The organism is Paenibacillus sp. GXUN7292, from assembly GCF_050864975.1.
Taxonomy (GTDB): Bacteria; Bacillota; Bacilli; order Paenibacillales; family Paenibacillaceae; genus Pristimantibacillus.
Genome location: NZ_JBOZWO010000013.1, coordinates 35,798 through 60,001, shown reverse-complemented (window position 1 = coordinate 60,001; position 24,204 = coordinate 35,798). Strand labels below are relative to the sequence as shown.

Below are 24,204 nucleotides of genomic sequence, written 5' to 3'. Positions count from 1 at the left end.
CTTCTATTGCTGTTTATCAAGCAAATTTGCCGTCACTTGCGCCGCTTCTGCGCGAGTTAAGCTAGCCTTGCCATCAAATCTGCCGTCGGTTCTGCCTTTCAACAGCTGCAAGCTGTAAGCAGCCATCACAGCATCCTTTGCCCATGCCGGTATGGCATCCAAATCTTTAATAGCTGCAGAGGTTTGTGGAATTTCTAAAGCATCATTAAGATGCGTATACGCCCGCTTCAACATGACTGCCATTTCTTCTCTAGTTATATTTTCATTAGGAGCAAACTTTCCATTTCCTTTGCCAGAAATAATTCCAGCAGCGGATGCCGCAGCTACGCTCGATGCGTACCATGCTGTTTGCTCTATATCAGAGAAACTGGCTGCAGCGGTATTCCCCTTCAATCCAAGCGCACGGGCCAAAATAGCAGTAAACTCTGCACGAGTAACAGATCTGTCAGGAGCAAATGTATCATTACTCGTACCGTTGACTATATGCTTGGCAGCCATTTTTTGAATGACTCGCTCGCCCCAGTGTCCTCTTGTATCGGCAAATACTTTTTTATACTCTGCAACTACTAATTTTCCAGAAGAATAAACTGTAGCGCTAATCATGCCAGTCGCAGCATCCAATTTGCCGCCAATGTATACAATATCGCCATTGCCATTCCAATAATAAATGCCCGCCAATTCGGCATCTATATGCTCTGGCAGTTGGAACGATACTATTGCCGGCTGCTGAAATTCATTCAAATCATGGCTTCGCTTGTGGTCATCAACATAAGATGCCTCAAATTGCATCGCTTGCCCTGCAGGCCGCAAAGCATCGGCTGTCAGTTTGCCGCTCGATCGCAGTATCCCGGCCCCATTTTGCTCGCTAAGCATCGTGGCTGTAATCACGATTTGACCATTGGCGTCATCCTTCGCTAGCTGCAATAACTGACCTATCATTTGTGCTGGCAGCTCTATCGTCCGATTATCCCATTGCAGCGTAAGCGGCTTATTCCCCATATTTTTCGCCACTTGGCGCGGGATAACGATACTTGAGACTTCATCTGCCAATGACAAACTATATCCGGACTGATCGTTGCTGCCACTGTCCAAGTCTTGTTGCTGTATGATCACTTGTGTAGGATCTGTATCTGTTACAGGCGGCGTATAGATTCCTCCACCTCCACCCGGTACCGTCAATACCGGGTCAGAATCATAAAATGATCCGTAGTCAGGAACAAGCGCTTGACTATTTCCAGGAGCAGGCTTCCAGTCAAATCCTGTTGGAACACCAAATGTTTTCGTTGCTATTTTTCCAGTTGCCTCGTTAAATAAAAACTCAAAATTCGGTTCAGAAACCGTTACTGTATTTCCGCTATTTCCTTTCTTCTTTGCCGAGAAAGATTGCGCACCCAAAGCGATACCTCGCCATTGATTGCCCTGTTGCACTGCAAGTAATGCTTCTCCTGTTATTGTAAATGGACCAACCTCAAGTATTCCGCCTGCATCATCTTTTGCCGCAACATAATGCAGCACCGCATTTCCGTTGCTTGCTGTAAATCCTTCTGCTACTGCTGGATCTAAATTCATTTTGGTTACGTCCAAGTCGCCCGCCGCGTTTCCTTGAGCAAGAGGATGAATGAAGGTGACGAGCAATTGATCACTCTCTCCTTCTCTTTCCCACTCCAAATGAACATCCGGCTTTTCTTTTTCTTTTGCATCAGTAGTTTTATGACGATAGTAGCCTCTTACTTGTCCATCCTCCATTGTATATGCGAAATATTTATTATATGTTAGCGGCTCATTCTCATCCTGGCCGTTTAGAAAATGGTACAGCTCAATATTCGGTCCTTCATCAGCAGCTGTAAAAATATGATTATTTTGCGTAGCTGCATTGGAGCCTTCCGTTTCTGGGCATGTAACTGGTTTACCATCATCTTCAACTTGACTACCAACATAAACTGATGCGAAATTGCCGCACACGTTTTTAGAAGAATACGTATAGTCGAAGTTCCATATCTGTGTATACTTATTTGCTGCAACATCGTTACTGTCTGTATCCCCTTGCTCCTGTTTAGGCTGCCATAGCATACGATCCGTTACGACATACATACCTAGCGCTTTAATATAAATGACTTGACGACCATGATTCAGATTTGTAAGAGTACGTGTTTTTACGTTAGTTTTTTCACCAGATTCTGATTCGACTATTATATCAGTGCCATAGCCGCTCTCATAAAGCCCTTCCGAAAAATCAAATTGGCTGCTCGTTAACCATCTCGCATCTATCGGATCCTGATATCCACTATGAACGCCTGGCGTAATGGTTCTAACCTGTGTCAGCCCGTTCACGATCATCGTGTTATGGCTATAACTATTTAATAAATATAGCGTCATTTCCTTATCTGTTGGACTGTAAGTATCAGGACCTGCATCAACCAGCATCGTTTTGCCAAACGCTGTTAGCTGGATTTGGTTCCCGCTTTCATCCGAATGACCAGTTCCTCTGCGACTCGACTTCATAAAGAGATGATAGGCATTGCTATCCCATCCAGATCGCATAATAGTAAACCCGCCGTATGGATAATAGATGGAATTAAATGCAGGTGCCGGTTTTGGATTTTCCCTATCATTTACAATCACTTTTTTCTCTTCATCCAGCCAAGTTACATTATCCAAAATCTGCTGAACGGTATAATCCTGAACAAACTCTTGCCATCCATTCACTTTCTCAAAAAAAGGACGGTTATCCATTTTCGAAAGGCCAGGCATATTTCCGGACGGACGAATTAAGCTTGCCATAAAACGCAAGCGGTCTTTTTGAAACTTATTATCAAAAGCAATTCCATTCTTTTCGTAGAGATCTTTCAATTGCTGCCCCAATTCAATTGCCGTACCATTGTAATTGAAAGATTGCTCCAAGTCAGAGCCATCCTTCATCATTGCCCCGATAGTAGGATCAATGTAATCGGTAATTATTTTGTTAGCTCTATTCCCCCAAACGGATGCATTATTGAATTCACTTAACGCCAAACTTGCACGATACATCGAAATGCCTGCCTGGAAGTTTTGATTAGGCGCTCCGCCTGGTTTACTTTGAATAATTTCCAGCTTATTCAAATGTTTATCTTCCAACAAAATAAGTGTCAAAGCTAACGTAACCGGATCAATGCTCTTCTTTACATCCTCTAAATTAATCTCTTTATCAACCGGTACATATTTACCATCCTCAGATAAAGGCCTTGTTATATTGCTCATCTGTTGTATAAACATATCGCTGCGGTTAGCCAAACGAAGCTTTGAGTCCCATGTGTTATTTACTCGTTTAAATTCTGCTCGATCAGGTAATGCAATGGCTGCATGCCACTGCTCATTATTATGTCTGGCGAAATCATCCCAATAATCATTCCAGCGCTTCAGATATTTCGGATCTTCGGTTTTTCTGAAAGCATGACTAAGCAGCATTGTAAAGTCCATCTCAGCTAACGATCCCGTAAAGTTTGGATCTTCAGGAGATAACTTGTACCACTCCACGTAGCCTGGCTCTCCAATTATATGTTCGGCTGTGCCATCAGGCGGTACATAGGTTACAATAATTCCATTCATCGCTTGCTCGGCTGTTCCACGTGCCCCAAAACCTGGTTTCTCCACGCCAAATTCAAATCCGCTCATTTTATCAATATAATAATCCTTAAAGCGATCCAAAGCGGCTGCGTAATTGCCAGCTTCCTTCAGCCTCTTCACTTCTAGCAATTGATTGCCCAAAGCATCTGTAGCATTAGCACTATCTGGAAATGTAATAAGTTTAAAAAGCGCCTGTGCTACTTCATTATCTTCGGATCGATTAATTTCATCCCAAGTTGAACCCATAATAACCTGGTCTATAACAAGAGCATTATTTATGCCAAGCTTTGATTCAGCTCCAACCGATTCAATCACTAGCTGCTTAGGCAACATAAGCTGAATATCCCAGTTTACTTCCTCATTGTCAGGCTCATGAACAAGCGATTCATTTCTCGGATACAATTTAGCAAATAATTGCGCCTCATCAGATTGTCCTGCGGCAGCTATTTTCACTGCAAGTGTATAGATTTTGTCTTTTTCCAGTACTGTATCTGCTTCTGTCTCTTCACCATTGGAGTAAAATGCCCATTTTAACTGATTATCTGAATCATACTTCATTGTAAAATAATGATTTTCATCCAAATATACAGCCGCTTGAGAAGTTGGGGAAAATTTGGATTCAACCACCTCTTCATCCGTGCCAAGTTCCGTTCCCAGTCTCCAGCTCATATAATAGACGTCCGAGCTGCTTAATGTCATCGGCATAATCCCGCGATATATACTTTCATCTTGCTTTAGCTTGACGCTTCTTTGTCCTGAAATTTGAACATCGTCTGATAATGCTTGCTGGAGCTGTATATCTTGCTTCCAGCCACTTGTCCAGCCGCCCGCTGCAATTGTCTCATTGAGCTTTTTCCCTGCTCCCTGATCAAACCAATCTTCCATAAAAAACGTTCTTTTAGCTGTAACAGTATCCCAGCTGGGTGCTGCATAAATACTGTCCAGTGTAATAACTGCTGCGTCATTCGTAAGGTCAGCCTCAAAGCCTAATACATCAAAACTTGTGCTTGTGTCACCCGTTCCTTCCAATATCAAATCCCAATCGCCAACCGGCTCATTACCAATTTCTTCGTTACTAGCATATATTTTCACGTACGCTTTATTTACCGCCCCCGTTTCTTTCTTTACTTTAACTACCATGGAGTACATTTCTCCGTTTTCCAGCACTGCACCCGTTTGCTCATCGCCGAGAAATTTGGCTTTCAAGCGATAACTGGAGCTTGCTGAATCGAACTCGGCTCCAAAATAATTGTCGCTATTAAGCATAAGCAAAGCTTTTCCTTCCGTCCCGCTGCCGTTATCTTGAATTGAAAATACGGATTTTAAATAATAACTGTCTTCCTTAGCCAGATCTAATGGTACAATCATCCCTCGATACAGATTCATTTGCTTCTGATGCTCCACTGTAGCGAATTGGTTCACCTGTATAGAGGGGTCCAGTTCAGTCCGTAGATCAATATCTGCCTTCCATCCCGTTTTCCAGCCGTCATCTGCAGTTGTCGTTTGCAGCTTTGTTCCTTCCGCATAGGCAAAGTCTTCGATCGCCTTGAATGCAGCTGTTCCTTCAATATCCTCCCATCTTGAACTAAGTATAATATCGTCAAATGTTGTGCTTCCCTTGTCACTGTACAAATCAGCTTGCAGCCCGATCGTATCAAATACATTCTTAGATGTTATGTTCCAGTATAGTGTCCAATCCTGTTGGGATTGAGGCTCCGTAATTTCCGCCACTCCTGGACCATACACTTTGAGACCGGCAAACCGTTTGTTTTCATTATTAGTTCCAATTTTCAATAGAAAGCTGTATTCCTGATTCAGTTTAAACTCTGTCTCAGTCGTAATATGATTGCCAAGAAATCTTCCGACGAGTCTATGCAATCCATCGTTTTCCATTCTCGACATCCCAAAGAAGGTATTACTGGAAAGTGCTAAATTTGCTCTAGTTGAACCTATCGTATTGGTAGTCCCATCTACTCTCATCTTCCAAAATACATAGTAGTCCTGGTTGGCATCCACTCGAATAGGCGTGTCCAATCCCCGATAAGCAAGCAGTTTGTTAGTCATACGGAAAGAATTCTCATCTGTTACCACGTAGCTGTCTGGCAGCTCTCCCGTCAGCTCCCAGTCTTGCTTCCAGCCGCTAGACCAGCCATTCTTAGCTTCGGTAGTATTCAACTTTGTGTCTGCCAGATAATTAAACTTCTCTGCCGTAAAGCCAAATGCAGTGGATTGAGCGCTTGCAATCGATGTCCCTATCGGCGGCAGCACCATCATCATCATGGTGAACACCAGGAGACACGCAAACAAGCGTTGATACTTCATTTTCATACCATGTCACTCCTCTCATAATTAAAAAAACGCGATGTGAATGCGCTTACTTTTCATTCTATTGAACTTCTTAATAGGTAAATATTGCAAACTTTCAATATTTGTGGGTTTTTTCAACTAAAGCATATGGATAAAAACACGAAATACGCAGCTTTATTAACCAATGTAACCATTCTTTACCTTGTTAACTATGTTAACGAGTTTGGATTGAGGCTTGTCTCACAATTTAAGGCGGCGGCCATCCGCTTTGCTGCTTTTTCTAAAAAAGTGAAAGCACAAAAAAAGTTGGACGGAAAACATGACGTTTTTCCGACCAACTTTTATTTTTGGGGCTTATTGGACAGCCCTTCTTCAAATTCTAATCATTTACTTGATCATTATCTTTAAAAACACTTTGCAGCCAGCGGCAGCTTTGTTCCATCCACTGCGCAACCGTTTCATTCATATACTGCACTTTTCCGCCTGCCGTTACAGCATTGGCAAGGGACAGGCCATGCGGTCCGTCCGGATAAACATGAAGCTCGAACGGCACTTGATGATCGGCAAGCGCCGTACTGAACAACAAAGCATGCTGTACAGGCACTACCTGATCTGCAAAAGTATGAAAAATAAAACAGGGCGGCGTATGCCCGTCGACAAGCAGCTCACAAGAAAGCCGACTTTGCATGTCCGGGAGCGGCGGCTTGCCGGCTGCCTGAGTCCACATTTTGTTGAGCGGACTGTGCTGACCAAGGGAACAGGTAATTACCGGATATCCGAGAATAAGCGCATTAGGTCTATTCTCGCCGGAATCGATGCCCGCAGCTGCGGCAATTTCTTTGTCCTGCCACATCGTGCCAAGCGAGGCTGCCAAATGTCCCCCGGCAGACAAACCGCATACCGCTATTCGATTAACGTCCACTCCCCAGCTTGCTCCATTGCGCCTTATGGTAGACAATGCGCGCGAAACCTCAATTAGCGGAGCCGGAAAAGCTGCAAATTCGCCAATAGAATAACGAAGCACAAATGCATGATACCCTCTCGACAAGTAGCTTAATGCGATCGGATCCGCCTCGCTTTCCGATATGCTGCGGTACCCTCCGCCGGGCAGCACAACAACTGCCGCCCGCGCTTCGGTATTGCCGGAGAAGCTTTCATACAAATAAGCTGTTAATGAAACTCTATGGTCGTCCGTCAAGTATATAAGCTCCTTACGAATACAAATTCTCCTTTCTTTAAAATATTGCTTATCAAGCAAGTTAACAAGTGCTTGCACTGCTTCAGCCCGTGTTAACGCTGCCTTAGGTACAAAATCCCCTGTCCTCGGCCGCGCAGCAGTTGCAACTCTATAGTGAAAGGCTCGGTGCATCTCCATTTTTTAGAACTTCGAGAATGCATTCTGATCGGTAATCACGTAACTGTCATCAAGTACTGCTTCAAGCTTTTTATCAGCCTCCATCCCGTAGTCCATCACCTCCTGCTTCGCGTAATATCTAAATTCTATTAATTCCATGACCAAAGCAACATTCCAAATATTAAACAAAGGGGACTTAATTTAACATTTGATTGATAAGACTAAATCGAGATCCGCACCGTTTTTAACTTATGTGATAATAATTAATCTACAATTCACGGTTGAGTGGAATTCAATATGCAGCAAAATCGTTTGGAGGAATCATAGTGGAATTATTGAGGATTTATGTAATTTGCTTCAATCTAAATTTTCAACCCCTGGATAACTTGCACAATAACCATTCATCCCCCATTCGACCCCAATATGATTTTTTAGAGAAATTCCACCTATTTTAGAATGCTCATATGAAAAAAGACAACACAAAAAAACCCTTGCTCCGCAAGGGTTTTCATCATCTAATATTATGGTGCGGTCGAGAGGACTCGAACCTCCACGGTATTGCTACCACTAGCCCCTCAAAGTATTAGAGCCTTTATTTCCAATTCTGTTATAGTGCCAAGAAACCGCATATTATCAAGGTTTTGACGGCTTCATTACGTATATTTATTATCTTTTTTAAAGGCTTAACATCAATTTTTACATCAATTTTACATCAAATAAAGCATCCAGAGAACTAATAGTGATTTTATACTTATTATAATCCCACGATATTGCAATCCTGCCTGTTGGAGTTGTTGCTGGATTTCGATTAACTTCTATATGCTTTCCCTCCATATCTTTTAACTTATCTATGTATTCCTTTACCGTAAAAGATACCCCGTATTTTTGTATTATATTCACTAATAGATCTTTCAGATCAAGAGACTTCTTCGCCTCCATAATAATGTCCTTTTCGATATCATAACCTTGTTTTAATGACATGTCCGGGAAATCATATCCAAACAAAGTCATTTGGCCGTTTAATTCTTCTTCTATCATTTTCTTCCATTGTCTACTCATATTATCGGCCATTAATATTAACCCATCTTCATTATCACTCGCAAAGATTAATCTGTACTTAGGAATGTTTTGAGACTTAGTTTTTATAGGTATGCTCAGTACATATCTAAATATTGTTTTAATCATTTTTGTGTATTCGTGCGTAAACAATTCTTCTGCTTCAAACATACTAATTTCGCCAGCGTTATATCTATCTAAAATGTCTATCCAGTATTCACCCTTGGCGATTAAATTCATGTTACTTACTGTATTAGCTTCATCCACTTCATAATCCTCATCATACTCTTCTTCGAAGGATCTCGCGGTCTTTAGCAATCTGCAACCCTCACGTAAAAATCCAAAAGTATTAAAATTTAATAGCATCTCAATGCTGCTATAATTGCAATCTTTAATTTTTTTAAATCTATCAAAATCTAAACTTTTGATCCCGTATGGATCAACATATAAAAATACACTGCTTTTAGGGTCCTTTGGTAGAACGTTATTAATATTGTCTTCAAAAGATCCTCTATGTATAGTACAATTTTTAAATCCGACCATGTTTTTCTCTAGCTGTCTATAGTATTTTTTCTCAATGAAAGCACCTGTAACTTTAGCATAAGGATTCTGTTTGAGCACATCTGCTATTTTTCTAGCTATTATAATGGGAGATCCTACTTTGCCATCATCAAATAAACCTTGGCCTGCAAAACAATCTATTATGTATAGGGGCCTTCTAGATGTTAGTAATTTTGCAATATACGGAGTCATGTAAGAACTGAAAATTTCGTCTTTAATAATTGACCAACCTTTTTTCCGCTTAAAGAAAGTTTTAGTTTGACCCATAAGTACCTCCCCCAATTATATGACTTGTATTAAAATGTATTATATAATAAATATAATTAAATTTCCAAAAATATAGCAATCGGTGTATGACTAATCTTTATCTATGAATTTTAGGAGGTTTCAAATTGGCTACCACATCAAATATAGAATGGACAGAAGTAACATGGAACCCCGTAACTGGTTGCAATAAAATATCTGCTGGCTGTAAACACTGTTATGCAGCTACTATGGCTAAACGATTACATGCAATGAACAATCCTAGATATATTAATGAATTTAAGGTAACCCTTCATAATGATTTAATAAGCACACCTTTGAAGTGGAAAAAACCTCGTCGTATATTCGTTAATTCAATGTCTGATCTTTTTCATAAGGACGTGCCTATAGATTTCATTCGGTCTGTCTTTGAAACAATGGAAAAAGCTCATTGGCATACATTTCAGATTCTTACTAAACGCTCCGATCGATTGTTAGAACTTTCAAATCAATTACCTTGGCCACAAAATGTATGGCAAGGCGTAAGTGTTGAGGATAGTAAGGTATTACACCGAATAGATGATTTAAGAAATGTACCTGCTCAAATTAGATTTCTTTCCGTGGAACCGCTTATCGGGCCTATAGATCAATTAAATCTTCAAGGTATACATTGGGTAATCGTAGGAGGGGAAAGTGGTCCTGGAGCTCGACCAATGGATCCTGAATGGGTACGTACAATCAGAGATCAATGCATATCTGACAACGTAGCTTTCTTTTTTAAACAATGGGGCGGCGTTCAGAAACACCGAAATGGTCGTGTATTGGACGGTAGACTATGGAGCGAGTATCCTAATATTCTTGCAGATATAAATGTAAAAAAAAACAAACTCGACTAGCGAATAAAAGTCGAGTTTGTTCCTTGCACTACATTATTTACTATCTCTTAATTCTATCTATCATTTCCTGAGTTATCAACTTAAGAGAATCAACAGAATCCATAAGTTCATCATGTGGACGTTTGCTATCGGCATAAAATAATTTGACGTGTACCCCTTCTGATTGTGCTATTTCTACAGCAGGTATGAAATCGCTGTCCCCCGTGATAAGAATTGCATGTGTAATAAGCCTTTTAGTACTATGCATAACTAAATCAGTGGCCAACGCTACGTCAACCCGCTTTTGCTCAAAAATTGATTTGCCGTTATCATCTATACCCCTATATGCTAATTTTCCTCTTCTTACTGTAAAACTCTCAAGTCTACTTAGTTTACGTTGAAATTTTTCTGCATTTGAAAATTCTCGTTTCTCTATATCCGTTGGGGCGGAACTTTGATAAGGCAAGCAATGATAGTAATATGTACGAAGTAAAGATAATTCTTCTTTTAATTCATCGCATAATTTTTCATAATCGATACGTGCTTTTTTAAAATCTAATAGAACACTGTCTAGATAGCCGCCATCAATAAATATTGCTAGTCTCATTTTTATCCTCCCTAATAAAAAGCGGGAGGGCCGCGTTGGCCTCTCCCGCTTTCCTTGTTACTCTTGACCCACCATCCAGTAAGTGAACGGTAGCGTTTAGCTCTAATAACAGTATATTCAAATTTTTATAAAAAGCAACATCAAACGCAATTTTTTTTCACTCAACCATACCTGTTATATAATTCTGTCCTCTTAGGCTTCATCAAGTGGACATCCAGTATACTCAATGCATTCAGCTTAATATCTTCAAACTGCACTTGTGACAACCCAAGAGAGTTAGCAATCTCATGCTCAGGAACATCGAAATTGAAGTATACCAAGTTAATCACTTCTCGCTCTAAGTCGGATAATACTTTCAGCCCTCGTTCGATCGGATCCAGCAGCCGCTCCGTAACCTTCAGCTCCCATTCGATCACCTGTCGATCTTCTTCCCGCTTAACTGCCATAAACTCCACAGTGGAATTCGGCCGCCCGCTTTTAGCTCTTGGCATATCGTCCAGTTTACTAATTCTTGGAGTAATGCCCTCATCCATCGTCCTCAGCCGCTCTAGCAACTCTGTACGTCTCAGCTGGAGTGAACTATAAGCCATCAGCTCCCGCCGTACCCTTTTCACCCAATACATAGCCTCACGTCCTCTGATGTTAATCGTGCTGTCTATACACAGAAACCCGCTTATTCAGCGGGCTTTAAATCTGCAGGTTCTTTATAATATTTAACGTTGATGTAAGTTTCACCTTTGTAGATAGTTACGGCACCTGGTTCGTCCTGGTCTATCTCCAAATGGACTAATTTGCTCTCTGTGGGCCTGTTATCTGCAAGAAATATGATCCCCATTTCAAGATCAAATCCCCATAGAATTGGCTCGTACTTATCATTATAATCTTTAGCGCTGAAATATGTTTCGCTATCTACTTTAACTGCCCTGAGTCCTTTGTGTTGGATCTCTACTAAAGCTGCAGCTGGTGTATTCAGTTTAATCACCCCATCTTTAAAATCGACTTCTTTACCCAGCAAATTGGCTACTTCACGAACTGGCAAGTAAGAAGATCCATCATATGCCAAAGGAGCATTCTCCAGTTTAGCTTTCTTACCGTCCACTTCTACAGTAAAATCATTTCTGACTGTAGCAGTAACCCGCTTGTTAATTTCTTCTGCAGCTGCTGGGATTGCTGTTACTAAAAATATTCCGATAATAATTCCTAATGCGACTTTTTTCAAGGAAGCAAACCTCCAAATGTGAGTTTTGCTTCCAGTATACACCAACTAAACTCCTATTTGAACTCCATTAACGAATACGCCTCCTGGGGCTATTAAATGCATCGCTTTTGCAAAAGGATCAATATAAATCTCTAATCCCATTCCAGTACCCCATCTAATTCCGTTTCCATAGTCGTTATCTCGCAATCTAAATTGTTTTCCGGCAAAAACATTATTCCCTGCATTCAAATCAGAGGTAACATTAATATTGGCTGCACCTGTTATATTGCCTCCTGATATGTGGGCATTACTTGCTTGCAGTTGGCCAAGCATATTAACTTTAAATGGAGCAGCTCCAAAGTTACTATGCCCTGCCCATATGCCCTCTTGATTCGCTTTAAAAACGTTATTCCCGCTACCGATCTCAATGCTGCCGCCAAAAATGGAAGCTCCATTAATCAATCCACCTTCAATTATTGAACCTTTTACTGTACTTCCTTGTACGACTGATCCAATAACTTCACCGGCTACTAAATGTGCATTCGGAGTGTAAATAGGATCTTTCGTAATAGGAAACCTTAATTGTTCATTAATCTTCTCTTCAGAAATCAACGTTGTTCCTTTTCGATTAATGTTATACATAGATAGGGAACCACCAACTTCAGCACCGCTAACATGTTCGAATACTCTACGAATGACGAAATGGGCATCCACTGCTCCAGTTTCACATAATTTACGGCCTGCAGCATGGGCTTTGTTTGCTTCAAACCCAGCAGCCGATACATGGATCCCATTAGGTGAAAAAACCTCGATTATTTCGAAATTATCAACTGACCGCATGGTATAGGATCGGGCTAGGCCATCCACCCCCATTTTAAATACTACAGCCGATAATAAATCTTTTTCGCCTTTCTCCTCATACTCAGGATTAAGTGAAAGTTCAATCGGATATTGATTGCGCAATATTCTCTGAACGTCCTCCGCGTCCACATAAAACAATTGTGCTACTTCATTTACTACTGCAGCGGTACAATTAACAGTGCCTGCCAAGAACATTAATCCACCGCCATTTAAGGGTGTTAACTTCTGGATATTATATATAGATCTCTTGCCATTCAAAGTTACTGCTGAATCAGCACCAACAAAAATTTGATCTTTCACTTGTATATAAAAGCATAAACTCATATTCTTCATCCTCTCATATGTGCGTATGAACCTTAACAAAACTCAACATCATATTTGTGTAGAATGTCAGGTTAGGTTGAGCAGCTCCCCTTAATGGAGAGCTGCCGGCTAATAGTCGTCTATTCAGGCAGGGCAGCACCGTAATAGTGCATCGCTATACTTACTTTTGTAAGAGCCGTACCGCTCTGCTCAAACGGCGCTGTAAAGGCGTCCTGTGTCGTTCGCTCGATTTCAATTAATGCCGCGGTTAGTTGATTCATTGCAAAGTCCACAGGGATTAGATCCTCTTTCTTCGATTTTTGCAGCACTCGTCGAAGTATATTCATCGTGTGATAATCACCCTTGAAAGGCTCGACAAGATTTATAATTTCTTGATCTGTCATATCGTACATTGTCAGCTCCAGTACTTTCAAAGCATTACCGAACTTGCGATCATAGTCGGCTCCGCGATCAACGAGCTGCTGGCGATCAGCGATAATCTTCCGTTGCTGCTCGATCTGTGAATTGATATGCGTCAGATAGCCTTCACGTTTTGCATCAAAGCGCTCTATAACTTGCTTTAGCAGCTCCACTTTATATTCAGTGGTATAGCGGGCATCAACCTTTAATGCTGTGCTCTCCTCATGTGTTTGGTCGATTAGCTTCCGATATTCGTTAATAAAGTATTCAATGTGTTTTCTCATAATGTATAGCCTCCTGGTATAATATTTTAGTTCATCTTCTTTTTTAGGGCCTCTGATAACTCCGATATATTTTATCGTTTCTAATCTGAGGTTTTCTGAGGTTCATTGCGTTACAAGCGTTGCTTCCTTTTTAGGGAGCCGAAACAGCCGATTTCCTCTTTTTTATGGCTGCCGAAAGTGCCGAAATGTTAACAAAAGATAACAGCAAAGTGATACAACATGTTACATATGGCTGTTTCGTGTCGTCCTTTTTAGGGCGTCCGAAATGTCCGGATACTCAACATTACTTAAAAAAATCAGAGCATTTCTGAGTATCAGACGTTTCAAAAAGGGTGCAACACTGCACACAAAAAATGCTAGCAAATGCAAGCATCCGTTGCATGAATACACTGCTAAAATACTAGGTTTTACTAGGTGGCGTTGCATACAAATCGTTGCAACGCTACAACGCTGTTCGGTTTCGTAACCTGAAGTTTTCTGTAGTACAAAACGTTGCAAGCGTTGCATACAATTGCCCTGTATCTATCCTTTTTTAGGGCCTGAAAAATCTGAACATACCAACAATATTCCGAGGGTTTCCGAGGGTACATGCATGCAACGTTAATTGAGTTGTTTTGTAAACGTTGCACACAAGTGTTTGAATTGAGTTCGTTTTGTAGATGTTATACTTTTGTATGCAGCTACAACGCCAGCAGCTCAACTTCAAGCGCTACGATCATTTGCTGTCGATCTTCTTGCAGTTGTTCAATTTGATCAATTAACTGGCCCATTGCCTTAATGCCGATGCAGCCAGTTGTCCTGGCTTCCTCGATATGTTGCAGAATAGCTCGCTGCTCCCTAACGTTGAATAGCAGCTTGTCTAAAAGCTCTGTACGAATATCTTTTACTCCTTTCCTACTTCTGGCCAAAAGACCCGAATGCAAGTTCTTGCCCACAAAGCTGTTGAGTAGACATTTTTCTGACAATCTGACATTTCTACTGACAACTTTTTCTCCTGTTTTGTCAGACGACAAACCCAGTCATATCAAGGCATCTCAGCGACTTCTGACAAATCTGACAAAATTTTTGTGTAACTATTATATATAGCGTGTATATGCATTTACGTATATGTGCTTTTATGCATGAGCCTGTTTTCACTATATACAATAGTTTGGTTTTAAATTTGTCAGATTGTCAGAAAAGACTTATAAACCCGCATAAACATTGACTTTTTCGTCTGACAAAATTATTTAAGATTTTGTCAGACATTTGTCAGATTGTCAGAATATCAACGTCGATAAGCTTCTATTGGTGCCACTGTGGCAAACGGTTGATCAGAAATCCAAGCGCTTGTAATTCCAACACCGCGCACTGCTCTGATTGTTCCAGTGGAATCTCGACCGTTCCATTGAATTCGATGGTTCTTCCGGTCTGCAATAGCCTGGAGTCTAATTTTGAATTCGCTTTTTTTGAATAAGTGCTCATTATTCCTATAAGTCCACTGTTCATAATCATCATAAAGCTCTTTAGGTCTTACCCATGCTTCAACATTAAACAATATTCGCTCATCCGCATAACTTATAACTGGATCACCATCAGAGCGGGTCTGCTCTTTATATGCTTTCATATCTGCGGTTTCCTCCAAGCCTTCATGCTGCCACATGAGACAACCTTCCACCATCCAGGCCAGTATGCCAGCATATTCTTCCTGGAGCTTCTCTCCCAGCGCCTTATCACGTTCATGAGCTTGGAAATGCCGAAGGAAGTCTAGCTTTTTGATTCGGTCCCAAATGCCGTCGTCTGAACCATCGACGTGTGGATTATAATTTGTCTCCAGAATAATTTTGAACGTTGGCCGAAAGGTAAACTCATTTTCATGTAGAAATCGAGCTGTAATAGAATCGCCACCAGTTAGCGATTTAATGAGTGCTTCATCTAAGCGCCTGCCGCGATCTGTTTCTTTGGCGAATACCAATCGGGATCCACGTATCTTTGCAATACTAGGTGAGGCGCCACCGCCATCTGACCGTTTCGCCAGGAGCGCATCGGCCGGAATCTGCTGCGCATAGTCGCCTAGGATCGCCTCAACTGCTTGGTTAATTACTCCTTTCCCGTTCCGTCCGCGCCGACCATGAAAGATAAAAAAAGCATGTTCCGTTACGGATCCTGTAAGACAATAACCAAGCATCTTTTTCAAAAAGAAGAGCTCAGGCATTCGCGGCTGTCCTTGTTCATCTTCAAATATTCGGTATAGCGTGGAAGTCCACAGTGGACGTGGGGCATCGGGAATATAATCCACTGGAGCCAATTTTGTAAGCAGCATACTAGGATTATGCGGCAGTAGCATACCCGTTCGAAGATCGATTGTGCCATTATTGACGTTCAATAGCCACTGATCAGCATCCAATTCCTCAGCCTGTACAGCCCGCAGGGAAGCCGCGAGAGACAACGCCGCATTAATCCCCTTATCCGTTCGCATCAACTTTCCTTGTCGCTTCAATGCGTCCAAGCGAGCTTTCAGCGCCCGTTGTTCCGGGTCCAGGTCTTTCGGCTGTGCGGTCAGAATTGCCATCTGATCGTTTTCATCAATGGAATCCCACAGAGGAAAGTATTCATGGCGATCTATTAATTCAGCGAGTTCCATACCAAATGTCTTGATTGCCTTCATATCATCTCTTAACCAGCGCTTTCCCTCCCATATGTACCATGCACCAGCACAATACAGAATCTGCGAACCGAAATAGTGCACCAGCCGCTCAGCATTTCCCTTGTCCTCTATATCAAAGGTCGGAATGTCTTCACGTTTCGCTTTATTGTTTATCTGTGTTTCCTCGACGAGTTCGACCGCTTTCCGGATCGTTTCCGTTGCATAATCCTCTCGTTCCCACTTCTCACGCATTAAGCCACTTCCCCGAAATAATCGGTCAACCTGTTCCGGCTGCTGCGTATAGAAGGCCAGAATATTGCACAATGCTTGGTCTGCCTCAGACTGGCTGCCGTATCCGCTCCAGTCGCCACGGTATAATCGCATAAATTTTTCGCCATTTTTAGCCTTCTGTGCTAAACTGATAATATGGGAATCTTCTTTATCTGTGCTGGAGAGGGCTGGCTTTTGCTGGCTTTCTTTTTTATTGCTAAACATGCGATCATATAAATCGTCTATCTCTTTCTGCCTTGACTCTATCGTCAAAGGAGAACCGGCTACATGATCACCTGTTACGACGAAGAACCGCTCCCGATCGTACATTTCAAAACCAGCCTTTGTGTTCTTGCACTTCTTTCCGGGCTTCTCTGCTTTCACAAGTACGTGTACCCCGTTTCCGGACTGGCTGCGCTCAGTGTAGCTATCTAGTTTCAAAATAATATCCCGTGCCCCGCCTACAAGCTTTTGCTCTATAACGCAATCATCAAGATCGACTCCTGTATAAGGGTCAACTTCGCTGAACACGTAACCTATTCCGCTATAGCTCCCAGGCAGCTTATGGTATTCGTCTAGTACTGTTTGAAAGCTTGACCAAGTTTCAGGCTTATTCGAAGCAGCCTTATTCCCGTTAACTGAGTACATAACCTTTGTGGGCTTGCCTGCATTCTGACGCTTCTCCAACTTCCATAATACCCATTGATTTCTCCGTTTTAATTCATCTGGTATATTCTCGATGTTAAATTGATTCAATCGTTTTAACCCCCTTGTACCTGCTGCACTGGCACTTCGCCACGTGTCCAGGCTTCAATAACATGACGGTTGAACAAAATGCGCCCGCGAACCTTCAAATGAGGTATTTCCCCCAAACGACACATTGTATAGATGGTTCCAGTAGATACGCCAAGCAGCGCTGCTACTTCTTTGACTTCAATTGTAATGCGTTGCATACTTTCCGCCTCCTTATGCACCTTGTTTCAGCGCGCTTATAGCTGAAATAATCTGCTTCTTTACTGCATTTATGACCATACGACGGCACTCATCTCGCATTATTTCCGTAAAATCATCTTCAAAATTGTTATAAGATTGAATGAATTCCTCTGCGAATGAAATCAGTTCTTTTAATTGCCCTCGCTTTACCAATGAGACGATAAGCTCCTGATCTAACTTAAGTTCTTGTTCAATAGCTCCAACTGCTTGCAAGATAAAGCCCCCTATTCATAGTTCCTCATGATTGACTGGCGCCGCTGCCTGATCTGTTCGATACGGGCAGCTATAATCGCCCTGATCCCTTTTTGCGGGTCAATACCGCCCTGAGCCATGAATTGCGATACAGGAGCGGGAAGCTTATCCAGCAACATATCTTCTTCTAACGCTCCTGCTAGTAGCTCAGCGGCATGATCGCTGTGCATAGCTTTCCATGTGGCATTATCAAAGTGTTTTTTCATGATACCGCTCCACCTCTTACAAATTTTTCGTGCATAGATGAGTGCAATTCGTGTGCTTGTTTATAGTTTGAAGCCAACTCATCAACCAGGTGATTCATTAATTCAGATAGAACTCTTACACTTCTATGGTATTCAGAAAAATAATGCCTTTCACATCCTTTGTGAACTGCATCGTCCATATCCGTTCGCAAACGATATAAAAGTGCTTGAACATCTTGCAAGGTTTCGACTTTTAATCCTATGTTCCCAATGTAACCTTCCAGTTTAAAGATAGAATCCTTAATTGCCTGTCCCATGAAATAATCCTCCAGTAATAAGCATTTTCGGTTTAATCTGATTACCAACAACGGGGTATACACTACATTTAATAATCCGATTGCATATAATGCTCAGCAGCCTCTTCAAGTGTAATTTCATCGAATAAACGATGAAGCCATTGAACCATCTGATAAATCTGTACTTGCTTGAGCCCAACACGCTCAGCCGCCATAATGACATAACCAAGAGAGGCATTATTACTACTATCTTGTGGACTCACAACGCCCTCTGCTTCCCTTCCTGCTTGGTATGCCCAGCTGATAACCTCTTGTACATCGTCCAATAGCTTAATTTCAGCTGAAGTCGCACCATTGGGGAAATGTTTACGGTGCAGATCCACGCGGCACTTTACACTGAACAACATTGTTTGACCATCCATAACCCGTGTCACCCTTTCAATTTAGTTAAGGCCAAGTTCTTAGGCTACTTCCACGCTCTGAATGCCGTTAGTCAGCATAGTTTAATTGTTGCTTTCAAATCATGCTTAAGCTGACTAGTGTCCTCACCACTTTCCATATGTAGTTATCAAAGAGCGATCAGCTTCAACCTTGGATTGCCAATAGCTGTAGCGCAATAAGATTACCCAACTTTGTCCTGGCATATAGCCTACCGCCGATTACAACGCCGTATAGCTTCATACATAAACACCTTCTTTGGCTTCTTCTGCTGAGACGATTTCAAAAATCTCGTCAAAATCCACACCGAGGGTATCGACAATCTTTTTCGCGACAGCTGGACCCGGGTTGCGGGAACCACCACAAATATGAAGTACTGTGGAAGTTCCGATATTTGCGACTTGAGCTAATCCACGTCTGGTCAATCCTTTGCGAATGATTAGTTCGTTGAGTCGGCAAAGATCTTTTACAACTACTTTCATAAAGAAATTCACCTCATTTCAATCAACATAAAAATCATTTTAACCAATTGTCTGGTTATTTCGATAAGACAATGATATGTTTTAAATGATTACTTGTCAACCCTTAATAACCAGACTGTTGATTGATTTGATTGCATTAGGTGTTATAATGGTTACAGGAGGGATGTGCATGATAAAGTGTAATCTTGCAGTTTTAATGGCCGAACGGAAACTCTCGATACAAGATGTTGCGGACAATACAGGACTTTCAAGAACCACAATTTCAGCGTTGGTTAACGAAAACGGAAAAGGAATTCAGTTTGACACCATGGATGTGCTCTGCGAACTGTTAAAAGTTTCACCTGGAGAGCTTTTTTCTTACGTTCTAATAAAAATTGATGCGACAATTGAATTAAAAGGGGAAAATGACGAGGAGGTTATATTTGGCGATGATGAAGGTAACGCTGTAGAAATCGAAAAAGATTATGTCATACTACTAACAATAAACATCCGTTGTGAAGATTCTCTTTTCACAGGAAATATTTCCGGAATTATACATGCCTCTGTTAATTACATCAATAATACTGTGGACTATACAAGTAACTTAGTCGATTCCAACTTGTATTCATACCTACAGAAACTACCATACACATCCAGAGAGCATATAACAGATGCGGTAGAACAAGATATTTTTGACTTTTTAATGGGCTTGCCAACATCCGGAAACAATCGTGCTGTCTCTTTCTCTCAAAAGTGGGATTTTTAAAATAGTGCATTTAAATCATTATCGAAAGGAGTGAATCCACATGGCGAACATTCAAAAACGTGGCGAAAACAGCTGGTTCTTTACTGTAAACGCCGGTAGAGGTCCGGACGGTAAATATATAAGGCGTACCAAAACGTTAAAAGTCGAAGATCAGGTGCTACTTAAAACAAAGAAGCGTTTACAGGATTACCTAGATGCAGAGTATGTGAAGTTTAAAGCAGAGGTTGAAGCAGGGGAATATATCGCACCGCAGAAAATGACTTTTGCGGCATTTGTTGAGGAATGGGAACAAAAGTATGCTGTGAAGCATTTACAACCTACAACGCTAGAAATTTACATGATCTATTTGAACAATCGAGTCATTCCAGCTATTGGGCATATGCGTATAGAAGATATAACCACATACAAAATGATTAACTTTGTGGGAGAGTTGCAGAATTCGGAGAAAGCGGACGGTACCGGCAAGATTGCTGCTGGAACTGTTCAGTATATCCTACGAGCGCTTAGAAATGTGTTTAATCGAGCAGTGGAGTGGAAGCTGATTAAAGAAAACCCTCTCAACGGCGTGAAAAAGCCAAAAGGTGAAAAGACAAAGGTTAATGTATACACAGCGGAGGAAGCACAGGAGCTCCTTGCAGCGCTGAAAGGTGAATTCCCCTATTGGCGAGTGCTTATCACTTTGGCGCTCACTACAGGTCTGCGTAGAGGGGAGTTATTGGGGCTAGAATGGAAACATATTGATCTAGAAGCAGGAACTTTACGTGTAGAGCAAGCTTTAAGTACAACTAAACAAAATCGTTTCCTAATTAGCGAGCCTAAGACAGAGAACTCGATACGAACTGTATCCCTACCTGCTTCTGTCATAAAAGAACTCAAGGAATACAAAACCCACTGTAATAAAGAACGGCTAAAACTAGGTGATCTATGGAAAGGCGGGGATAGAAACTTTGTATTCACTGTCCTGGACGGTAAACCGATGAGTCCATATAGCGTAAATGGCTTTTGGACAAGCTTCACCAAAAAACATAACCTTCGCTATATTCGCTTCCATGATCTTCGCCATACATCAGCTACACTGCTGCTTAATAGCGGTGTTCATGCAAAAGTCATATCAGATAGACTTGGCCATGCTGACATTACCACAACACTGAACATCTATGCCCACACTTTGAAAACAGCAGACGAAGCAGCTGCCAATAAGTTTGATGATCTGCTATCCATTAAAACAAAATAAGTGCATAAAAAAAACGGTTAAGACATTATTTCATGCCTTAGCCGTTTCTGCTTATTTATTATGTTTCCCTTTGTATTTAAGTTTACTATAAACAATTTTTACATCAATTTTACATCAATCATTAAAATCACATCTGTTATATAGTTTTCCAAACACCTGTTATATAACAATAAAAAACCCTTATGTATCAAGGGTTTCAGCTGTTTTTGTTATGGTGCGGTCGAGAGGACTCGAACCTCCACGGTATTGCTACCACTAGCCCCTCAAGCTAGCGTGTCTGCCATTCCACCACGACCGCAATTATAAAATTCCGATCCTATAATCGGCTTCATTCCAGTAAAACTGGTGAGCCATGAAGGACTCGAACCTTCGACTCCCTGATTAAAAGTCAGGTGCTCTACCAACTGAGCTAATGGCTCTCAAGACATGAAACTAACTCCTAAGAGCTGCTCCAAAAATGAGGTAATGGTGACCCGTAGGGGATTCGAACCCCTGTTACCTCCGTGAAAGGGAGGTGTCTTAACCCCTTGACCAACGGGCCATTGTACAAGCTTCATCGTTTTGGCGACAAGTTATATTATAACTAGAATACGAGATTGTTGCAAGTATTTTTTTTAAATTTCTTTTGAGCTATTTTTCAACTGCTTTTAAACAGCAGAATTAACAAAAATACTCCGCGACGACTTAAAATACTGAGTTACTTGGACACTCATTCCGTTATTCGCGAAAAAATAACTGTTCTCTGGATTTAATGGTCACACGTTCCGCTATTCGGGTCTAGAGAGCGGTTTTTCGATTTTTAATGCCAATAACGGAACGTGTGTCACTTTCTCGATCGAATACAGGCAATCTTGCCTAAATAGCGGAACGTCTGACCACTTGATCGACGACGTACCTCGACGCGACTAGCACCTTCCTAGATACGCTCAACATACTATCGGCACCACCAGCACCTTCCTAGATACGCTCACATTTCATCGGCACCAACAGCACCTTCCTAGGTACACTCAACAGACCACCAACGCGACTAGCACTTTCATCATTAGCAAAATAAAAAAAGACCGCTAAACGGTCTCCAGCTTGTCGTATTTACTATAAAAATATGGCGGAGAGAGAGGGATTCGAACCCTCGCACCACTTACGCAGTCTAACCCCTTAGCAGAGGGTCCCCTTGAGCCACTTGGGTATCTCTCCATGAATGGCTCCCCGAACAGGACTCGAACCTGTGACAACTCGATTAACAGTCGAGTGCTCTACCGACTGAGCTATCAGGGAAAAGTAAAATCGACAATACTAAATTTATCATGCCCAAACTTAAATGTCAAGCGCTATCAGCTTTAATTTTCCCCTGCATTTTCCACATGCATATCGCGCCGGATCGAGCCGTCTTTTGCGTAAATAGCTTGTCTGGCAACGAATACAGACGAGCTTGTAGCGATAAGGCTGCGGCTTGCGCTGCTGCCTTTCTGGCAAGGTCTGGCAGTAGCGCGATCCTCCCACATGGGCAAGCAGCGCTTTAAAGTCAGCATCACGATGCTGATAGCCCCGTTTGGCTATATGCAGATGATAATGGCACAGCTCATGCTTGATTATTTTCTCCGTTTCCTCCACTCCAAAAGCTTGCAGCTGATGCGGACTTATTTCGATATTATGGCTTTTAGTAAAGTATCTCCCTCCTGTCGCCTTTAGTCGGCTGTTGAAGGTTGCCCGATGAACAAAAGGGCGATTGAAGTATTGCAGCGATATTTGTTCAACCCAAAGCTGAAGCTCTTCGTCTGTCATTTTGCTTTCTCCTTCTGCTACTTGAATTGTCAGCAGGCTTTAAGCTACACTGTCATGTAGGAACGTATATTATTACCTATAAAATAATTGAAAATGTTCATTAATTTATAGTATTAATGCTATAATGAAGCTTGCTAATGTTCTAAATTAAGGCTGTTGAAAACTTGTTTGGAAACTTTAACGAATGCTAGTAGCGCTATTGTGCCGAAAAAGCTTGTTTTAAATTTGCAACGAATCCTAGCATGCTTATTGGCTGTAAAACACTCCCCAAATGAGCATTTGTTCGCAGATAGCGTCTCTACGGAGGGTGTCGATTAATTGTGGGCAACGATTGGCAAGCAAAACGAAAGGGGAACGAAGAGCAAGATTGGGAATGGAGAAGCGGCAGCGTCCGCCTTTGTAGGCCAATTTTATCCTTTACAGGGGTTATTTCATCAAAAAAATTGGACTACAACAGCGGTCGGAATCCCAACCTTGATCGTAGTAGTACCCTTTTCGATTGCTTATTGCCCTATCCACAATTAATCGACACCCTACTACGATTCGTTACAATAATAAATAGCTTCTCGAACTCCGTTATAGCTTTGTTATCCAAGCTATTAGGCCGCTGCTACCGAGCTATCCAACAGCCTCTATATTGAAATAGATTTCTCTATTTACTTTACAATTTGCTATACGATTTACTTTACGATTTACTTTACGATTTACTATGCGATTTACTAAACGATTTACTATATGTTTTACTATACGATCAATTTGTACGATACCAAGGGGGAAACATTTTATTATGGCAACGATGAGATTTGTAGTTATGAAGCAGGAAGACCGCATTTCATTCGTAGAAATGCCTCAAACGCATGCCTACCAGCTAAGCGCGCTTAATCTTCGTTTACACAAGGAAATTGACAAATTAACGGCTGAGCATATTCCAAGCTTACCATATGCGATAGCAGAATGCGATAATGTTGAGCTTCATAGCGAGAACGTATCCATCATTTCCGGTCTGGACTATATCAATGAGCTGGAACGCGATTTTTCTGCAGTTAAGGAGCAGTCCTATCCACTCATTTCATTGCTGACCGAAATTCGCGCACTGCAAGCACAGCTGGAGCAATGGTACGAGGAGCTTGAAGAAGGGTTATACGACGCGTAAAATCAATCAAGTGACATGTGAACCGCTGGTTTATTAACCGGCGGTTTTTGTTTTCAGCGCAGTTGTGATCGTAAAG

General features: G+C 41.6%; 22 protein-coding genes and 5 tRNA genes. 5 read left to right on the top strand and 22 right to left on the bottom strand.

Annotation, left to right across the window (positions count from 1 at the left end):
* Positions 1–3: 3 nt before the first annotated feature.
* The 3 genes from ACRRU2_RS12805 to tcmP all read right to left on the bottom strand — a co-directional run bounded on the left by ACRRU2_RS12805 (position 4) and on the right by tcmP (position 9,148).
* Complete coding sequence (locus ACRRU2_RS12805; protein ID WP_432502148.1) at positions 4–5,931, bottom strand: S-layer homology domain-containing protein; 5,928 nt, start codon at positions 5,929–5,931, stop codon at positions 4–6.
* 358 nt (positions 5,932–6,289) lie between these two features.
* Positions 6,290–7,108 carry an alpha/beta hydrolase gene (locus ACRRU2_RS12800; protein ID WP_432502146.1) on the bottom strand — a complete coding sequence of 273 codons (819 nt, stop codon included), beginning with the start codon at positions 7,106–7,108 and terminating at the stop codon, positions 6,290–6,292.
* 852 nt (positions 7,109–7,960) lie between these two features.
* A complete protein-coding gene (gene tcmP / locus ACRRU2_RS12795) occupies positions 7,961–9,148 on the bottom strand; it encodes a three-Cys-motif partner protein TcmP (RefSeq protein ID WP_432502144.1) in 1,188 nt (395 codons plus the stop codon).
* Positions 9,149–9,273: 125 nt separating this feature from the next.
* On the opposite strand from tcmP, the gene ACRRU2_RS12790 reads away from it, so the two are divergent.
* Complete coding sequence (locus ACRRU2_RS12790) at positions 9,274–10,020, top strand: DUF5131 family protein (protein ID WP_432502142.1); 747 nt, start codon at positions 9,274–9,276, stop codon at positions 10,018–10,020.
* Between the two features lie 40 nt (positions 10,021–10,060).
* Here the strand turns inward: ACRRU2_RS12790 and ACRRU2_RS12785 are convergent, their stop codons facing one another.
* From ACRRU2_RS12785 to ACRRU2_RS12725, 13 genes are all read right to left on the bottom strand, one after another.
* On the bottom strand, positions 10,061–10,606 hold the full coding sequence (locus ACRRU2_RS12785; protein WP_432502140.1) for an NYN domain-containing protein: 546 nt from the start codon (positions 10,604–10,606) through the stop codon (positions 10,061–10,063).
* Positions 10,607–10,767: 161 nt separating this feature from the next.
* Positions 10,768–11,229 carry a hypothetical protein gene (locus tag ACRRU2_RS12780; RefSeq protein ID WP_432502138.1) on the bottom strand — a complete coding sequence of 154 codons (462 nt, stop codon included), beginning with the start codon at positions 11,227–11,229 and terminating at the stop codon, positions 10,768–10,770.
* 50 nt (positions 11,230–11,279) lie between these two features.
* Positions 11,280–11,825: a stalk domain-containing protein gene (locus ACRRU2_RS12775; protein ID WP_432502136.1), complete on the bottom strand. Its 546-nt coding sequence runs from the start codon at positions 11,823–11,825 to the stop codon at positions 11,280–11,282.
* A 45-nt stretch (positions 11,826–11,870) separates the two neighbouring features.
* On the bottom strand, positions 11,871–12,989 hold the full coding sequence (locus tag ACRRU2_RS12770; protein WP_432502134.1) for a hypothetical protein: 1,119 nt from the start codon (positions 12,987–12,989) through the stop codon (positions 11,871–11,873).
* A gap of 119 nt (positions 12,990–13,108) precedes the next feature.
* On the bottom strand, positions 13,109–13,672 hold the full coding sequence (locus tag ACRRU2_RS12765) for a hypothetical protein (protein WP_432502132.1): 564 nt from the start codon (positions 13,670–13,672) through the stop codon (positions 13,109–13,111).
* 680 nt (positions 13,673–14,352) lie between these two features.
* The gene (locus tag ACRRU2_RS12760; RefSeq protein WP_432502130.1) at positions 14,353–14,580 is read right to left on the bottom strand and encodes a hypothetical protein; all 228 of its coding nucleotides are present in this window, start codon (positions 14,578–14,580) and stop codon (positions 14,353–14,355) included.
* Between the two features lie 359 nt (positions 14,581–14,939).
* Positions 14,940–17,324 (bottom strand): phage/plasmid primase, P4 family, encoded by a 2,385-nt coding sequence (locus tag ACRRU2_RS12755; RefSeq protein WP_432502128.1) that lies wholly within the window; start codon positions 17,322–17,324, stop codon positions 14,940–14,942.
* 5 nt (positions 17,325–17,329) lie between these two features.
* Entirely contained in the window at positions 17,330–17,521 is a 192-nt protein-coding gene (locus tag ACRRU2_RS12750; RefSeq protein ID WP_432502126.1) for a helix-turn-helix domain-containing protein, read from the bottom strand.
* A 13-nt stretch (positions 17,522–17,534) separates the two neighbouring features.
* Positions 17,535–17,774: a hypothetical protein gene (locus ACRRU2_RS12745; RefSeq protein ID WP_432502124.1), complete on the bottom strand. Its 240-nt coding sequence runs from the start codon at positions 17,772–17,774 to the stop codon at positions 17,535–17,537.
* Between the two features lie 11 nt (positions 17,775–17,785).
* Positions 17,786–18,019 (bottom strand): hypothetical protein, encoded by a 234-nt coding sequence (locus tag ACRRU2_RS12740; protein ID WP_432502122.1) that lies wholly within the window; start codon positions 18,017–18,019, stop codon positions 17,786–17,788.
* Positions 18,016–18,315 carry a hypothetical protein gene (locus ACRRU2_RS12735; protein WP_432502119.1) on the bottom strand — a complete coding sequence of 100 codons (300 nt, stop codon included), beginning with the start codon at positions 18,313–18,315 and terminating at the stop codon, positions 18,016–18,018. Before ACRRU2_RS12735 ends, ACRRU2_RS12740 begins: the two co-directional genes overlap by 4 nt.
* A 68-nt stretch (positions 18,316–18,383) precedes the next feature.
* Positions 18,384–18,716 carry a hypothetical protein gene (locus ACRRU2_RS12730; protein ID WP_432502116.1) on the bottom strand — a complete coding sequence of 111 codons (333 nt, stop codon included), beginning with the start codon at positions 18,714–18,716 and terminating at the stop codon, positions 18,384–18,386.
* A 255-nt stretch (positions 18,717–18,971) separates the two neighbouring features.
* A complete protein-coding gene (locus ACRRU2_RS12725; RefSeq protein WP_432502113.1) occupies positions 18,972–19,214 on the bottom strand; it encodes a helix-turn-helix transcriptional regulator in 243 nt (80 codons plus the stop codon).
* A 169-nt stretch (positions 19,215–19,383) separates the two neighbouring features.
* On the opposite strand from ACRRU2_RS12725, the gene ACRRU2_RS12720 reads away from it, so the two are divergent.
* Complete coding sequence (locus tag ACRRU2_RS12720) at positions 19,384–19,959, top strand: helix-turn-helix domain-containing protein (protein ID WP_432502111.1); 576 nt, start codon at positions 19,384–19,386, stop codon at positions 19,957–19,959.
* A gap of 40 nt (positions 19,960–19,999) precedes the next feature.
* Positions 20,000–21,193: a tyrosine-type recombinase/integrase gene (locus ACRRU2_RS12715; protein ID WP_432502109.1), complete on the top strand. Its 1,194-nt coding sequence runs from the start codon at positions 20,000–20,002 to the stop codon at positions 21,191–21,193.
* Between the two features lie 212 nt (positions 21,194–21,405).
* Here the strand turns inward: ACRRU2_RS12715 and ACRRU2_RS12710 are convergent.
* The 6 genes from ACRRU2_RS12710 to ACRRU2_RS12685 form a co-directional block, all read right to left on the bottom strand.
* Positions 21,406–21,491, bottom strand: a tRNA-Leu gene (locus ACRRU2_RS12710).
* A 45-nt stretch (positions 21,492–21,536) separates the two neighbouring features.
* A tRNA-Lys gene (locus tag ACRRU2_RS12705) sits at positions 21,537–21,612 on the bottom strand.
* A 47-nt stretch (positions 21,613–21,659) separates the two neighbouring features.
* Positions 21,660–21,734: transfer RNA gene (locus tag ACRRU2_RS12700), tRNA-Glu, on the bottom strand.
* A gap of 562 nt (positions 21,735–22,296) precedes the next feature.
* A tRNA-Ser gene (locus ACRRU2_RS12695) sits at positions 22,297–22,387 on the bottom strand.
* 5 nt (positions 22,388–22,392) lie between these two features.
* A tRNA-Asn gene (locus tag ACRRU2_RS12690) sits at positions 22,393–22,468 on the bottom strand.
* A gap of 39 nt (positions 22,469–22,507) precedes the next feature.
* Positions 22,508–22,975, bottom strand: coding sequence for a SprT family protein (locus tag ACRRU2_RS12685; RefSeq protein ID WP_331699958.1), 468 nt, complete (start codon positions 22,973–22,975; stop codon positions 22,508–22,510).
* Between the two features lie 318 nt (positions 22,976–23,293).
* On the opposite strand from ACRRU2_RS12685, the gene ACRRU2_RS12680 reads away from it, so the two are divergent.
* Entirely contained in the window at positions 23,294–23,500 is a 207-nt protein-coding gene (locus ACRRU2_RS12680) for a hypothetical protein (RefSeq protein WP_432502106.1), read from the top strand.
* Between the two features lie 262 nt (positions 23,501–23,762).
* Positions 23,763–24,128, top strand: coding sequence for a hydrolase/acyltransferase (locus ACRRU2_RS12675; protein WP_331699956.1), 366 nt, complete (start codon positions 23,763–23,765; stop codon positions 24,126–24,128).
* Positions 24,129–24,204 lie beyond the last annotated feature (76 nt).

What these genes read in the sequence shown, in the direction of transcription:
- ACRRU2_RS12805 (WP_432502148.1), bottom strand. Translation starts at nt 5,931, where the DNA reads ATGAAAATGAAGTATCAACGCTTGTTTGCGTGTCTCCTGGTGTTCACC.
- tcmP (WP_432502144.1), bottom strand. Translation starts at nt 9,148, where the DNA reads ATGGGTCAAACTAAAACTTTCTTTAAGCGGAAAAAAGGTTGGTCAATT.
- ACRRU2_RS12785 (WP_432502140.1), bottom strand. Translation starts at nt 10,606, where the DNA reads ATGAGACTAGCAATATTTATTGATGGCGGCTATCTAGACAGTGTTCTA.
- ACRRU2_RS12780 (WP_432502138.1), bottom strand. Translation starts at nt 11,229, where the DNA reads ATGTATTGGGTGAAAAGGGTACGGCGGGAGCTGATGGCTTATAGTTCA.
- ACRRU2_RS12770 (WP_432502134.1), bottom strand. Translation starts at nt 12,989, where the DNA reads ATGAGTTTATGCTTTTATATACAAGTGAAAGATCAAATTTTTGTTGGT.
- ACRRU2_RS12765 (WP_432502132.1), bottom strand. Translation starts at nt 13,672, where the DNA reads ATGAGAAAACACATTGAATACTTTATTAACGAATATCGGAAGCTAATC.
- ACRRU2_RS12750 (WP_432502126.1), bottom strand. Translation starts at nt 17,521, where the DNA reads ATGCAACGCATTACAATTGAAGTCAAAGAAGTAGCAGCGCTGCTTGGC.
- ACRRU2_RS12740 (WP_432502122.1), bottom strand. Translation starts at nt 18,019, where the DNA reads ATGAAAAAACACTTTGATAATGCCACATGGAAAGCTATGCACAGCGAT.
- ACRRU2_RS12735 (WP_432502119.1), bottom strand. Translation starts at nt 18,315, where the DNA reads ATGGGACAGGCAATTAAGGATTCTATCTTTAAACTGGAAGGTTACATT.
- ACRRU2_RS12730 (WP_432502116.1), bottom strand. Translation starts at nt 18,716, where the DNA reads ATGGATGGTCAAACAATGTTGTTCAGTGTAAAGTGCCGCGTGGATCTG.
- ACRRU2_RS12725 (WP_432502113.1), bottom strand. Translation starts at nt 19,214, where the DNA reads ATGAAAGTAGTTGTAAAAGATCTTTGCCGACTCAACGAACTAATCATT.
- ACRRU2_RS12720 (WP_432502111.1), top strand. Translation starts at nt 19,384, where the DNA reads ATGATAAAGTGTAATCTTGCAGTTTTAATGGCCGAACGGAAACTCTCG.
- ACRRU2_RS12715 (WP_432502109.1), top strand. Translation starts at nt 20,000, where the DNA reads ATGGCGAACATTCAAAAACGTGGCGAAAACAGCTGGTTCTTTACTGTA.
- ACRRU2_RS12685 (WP_331699958.1), bottom strand. Translation starts at nt 22,975, where the DNA reads ATGACAGACGAAGAGCTTCAGCTTTGGGTTGAACAAATATCGCTGCAA.
- ACRRU2_RS12675 (WP_331699956.1), top strand. Translation starts at nt 23,763, where the DNA reads ATGGCAACGATGAGATTTGTAGTTATGAAGCAGGAAGACCGCATTTCA.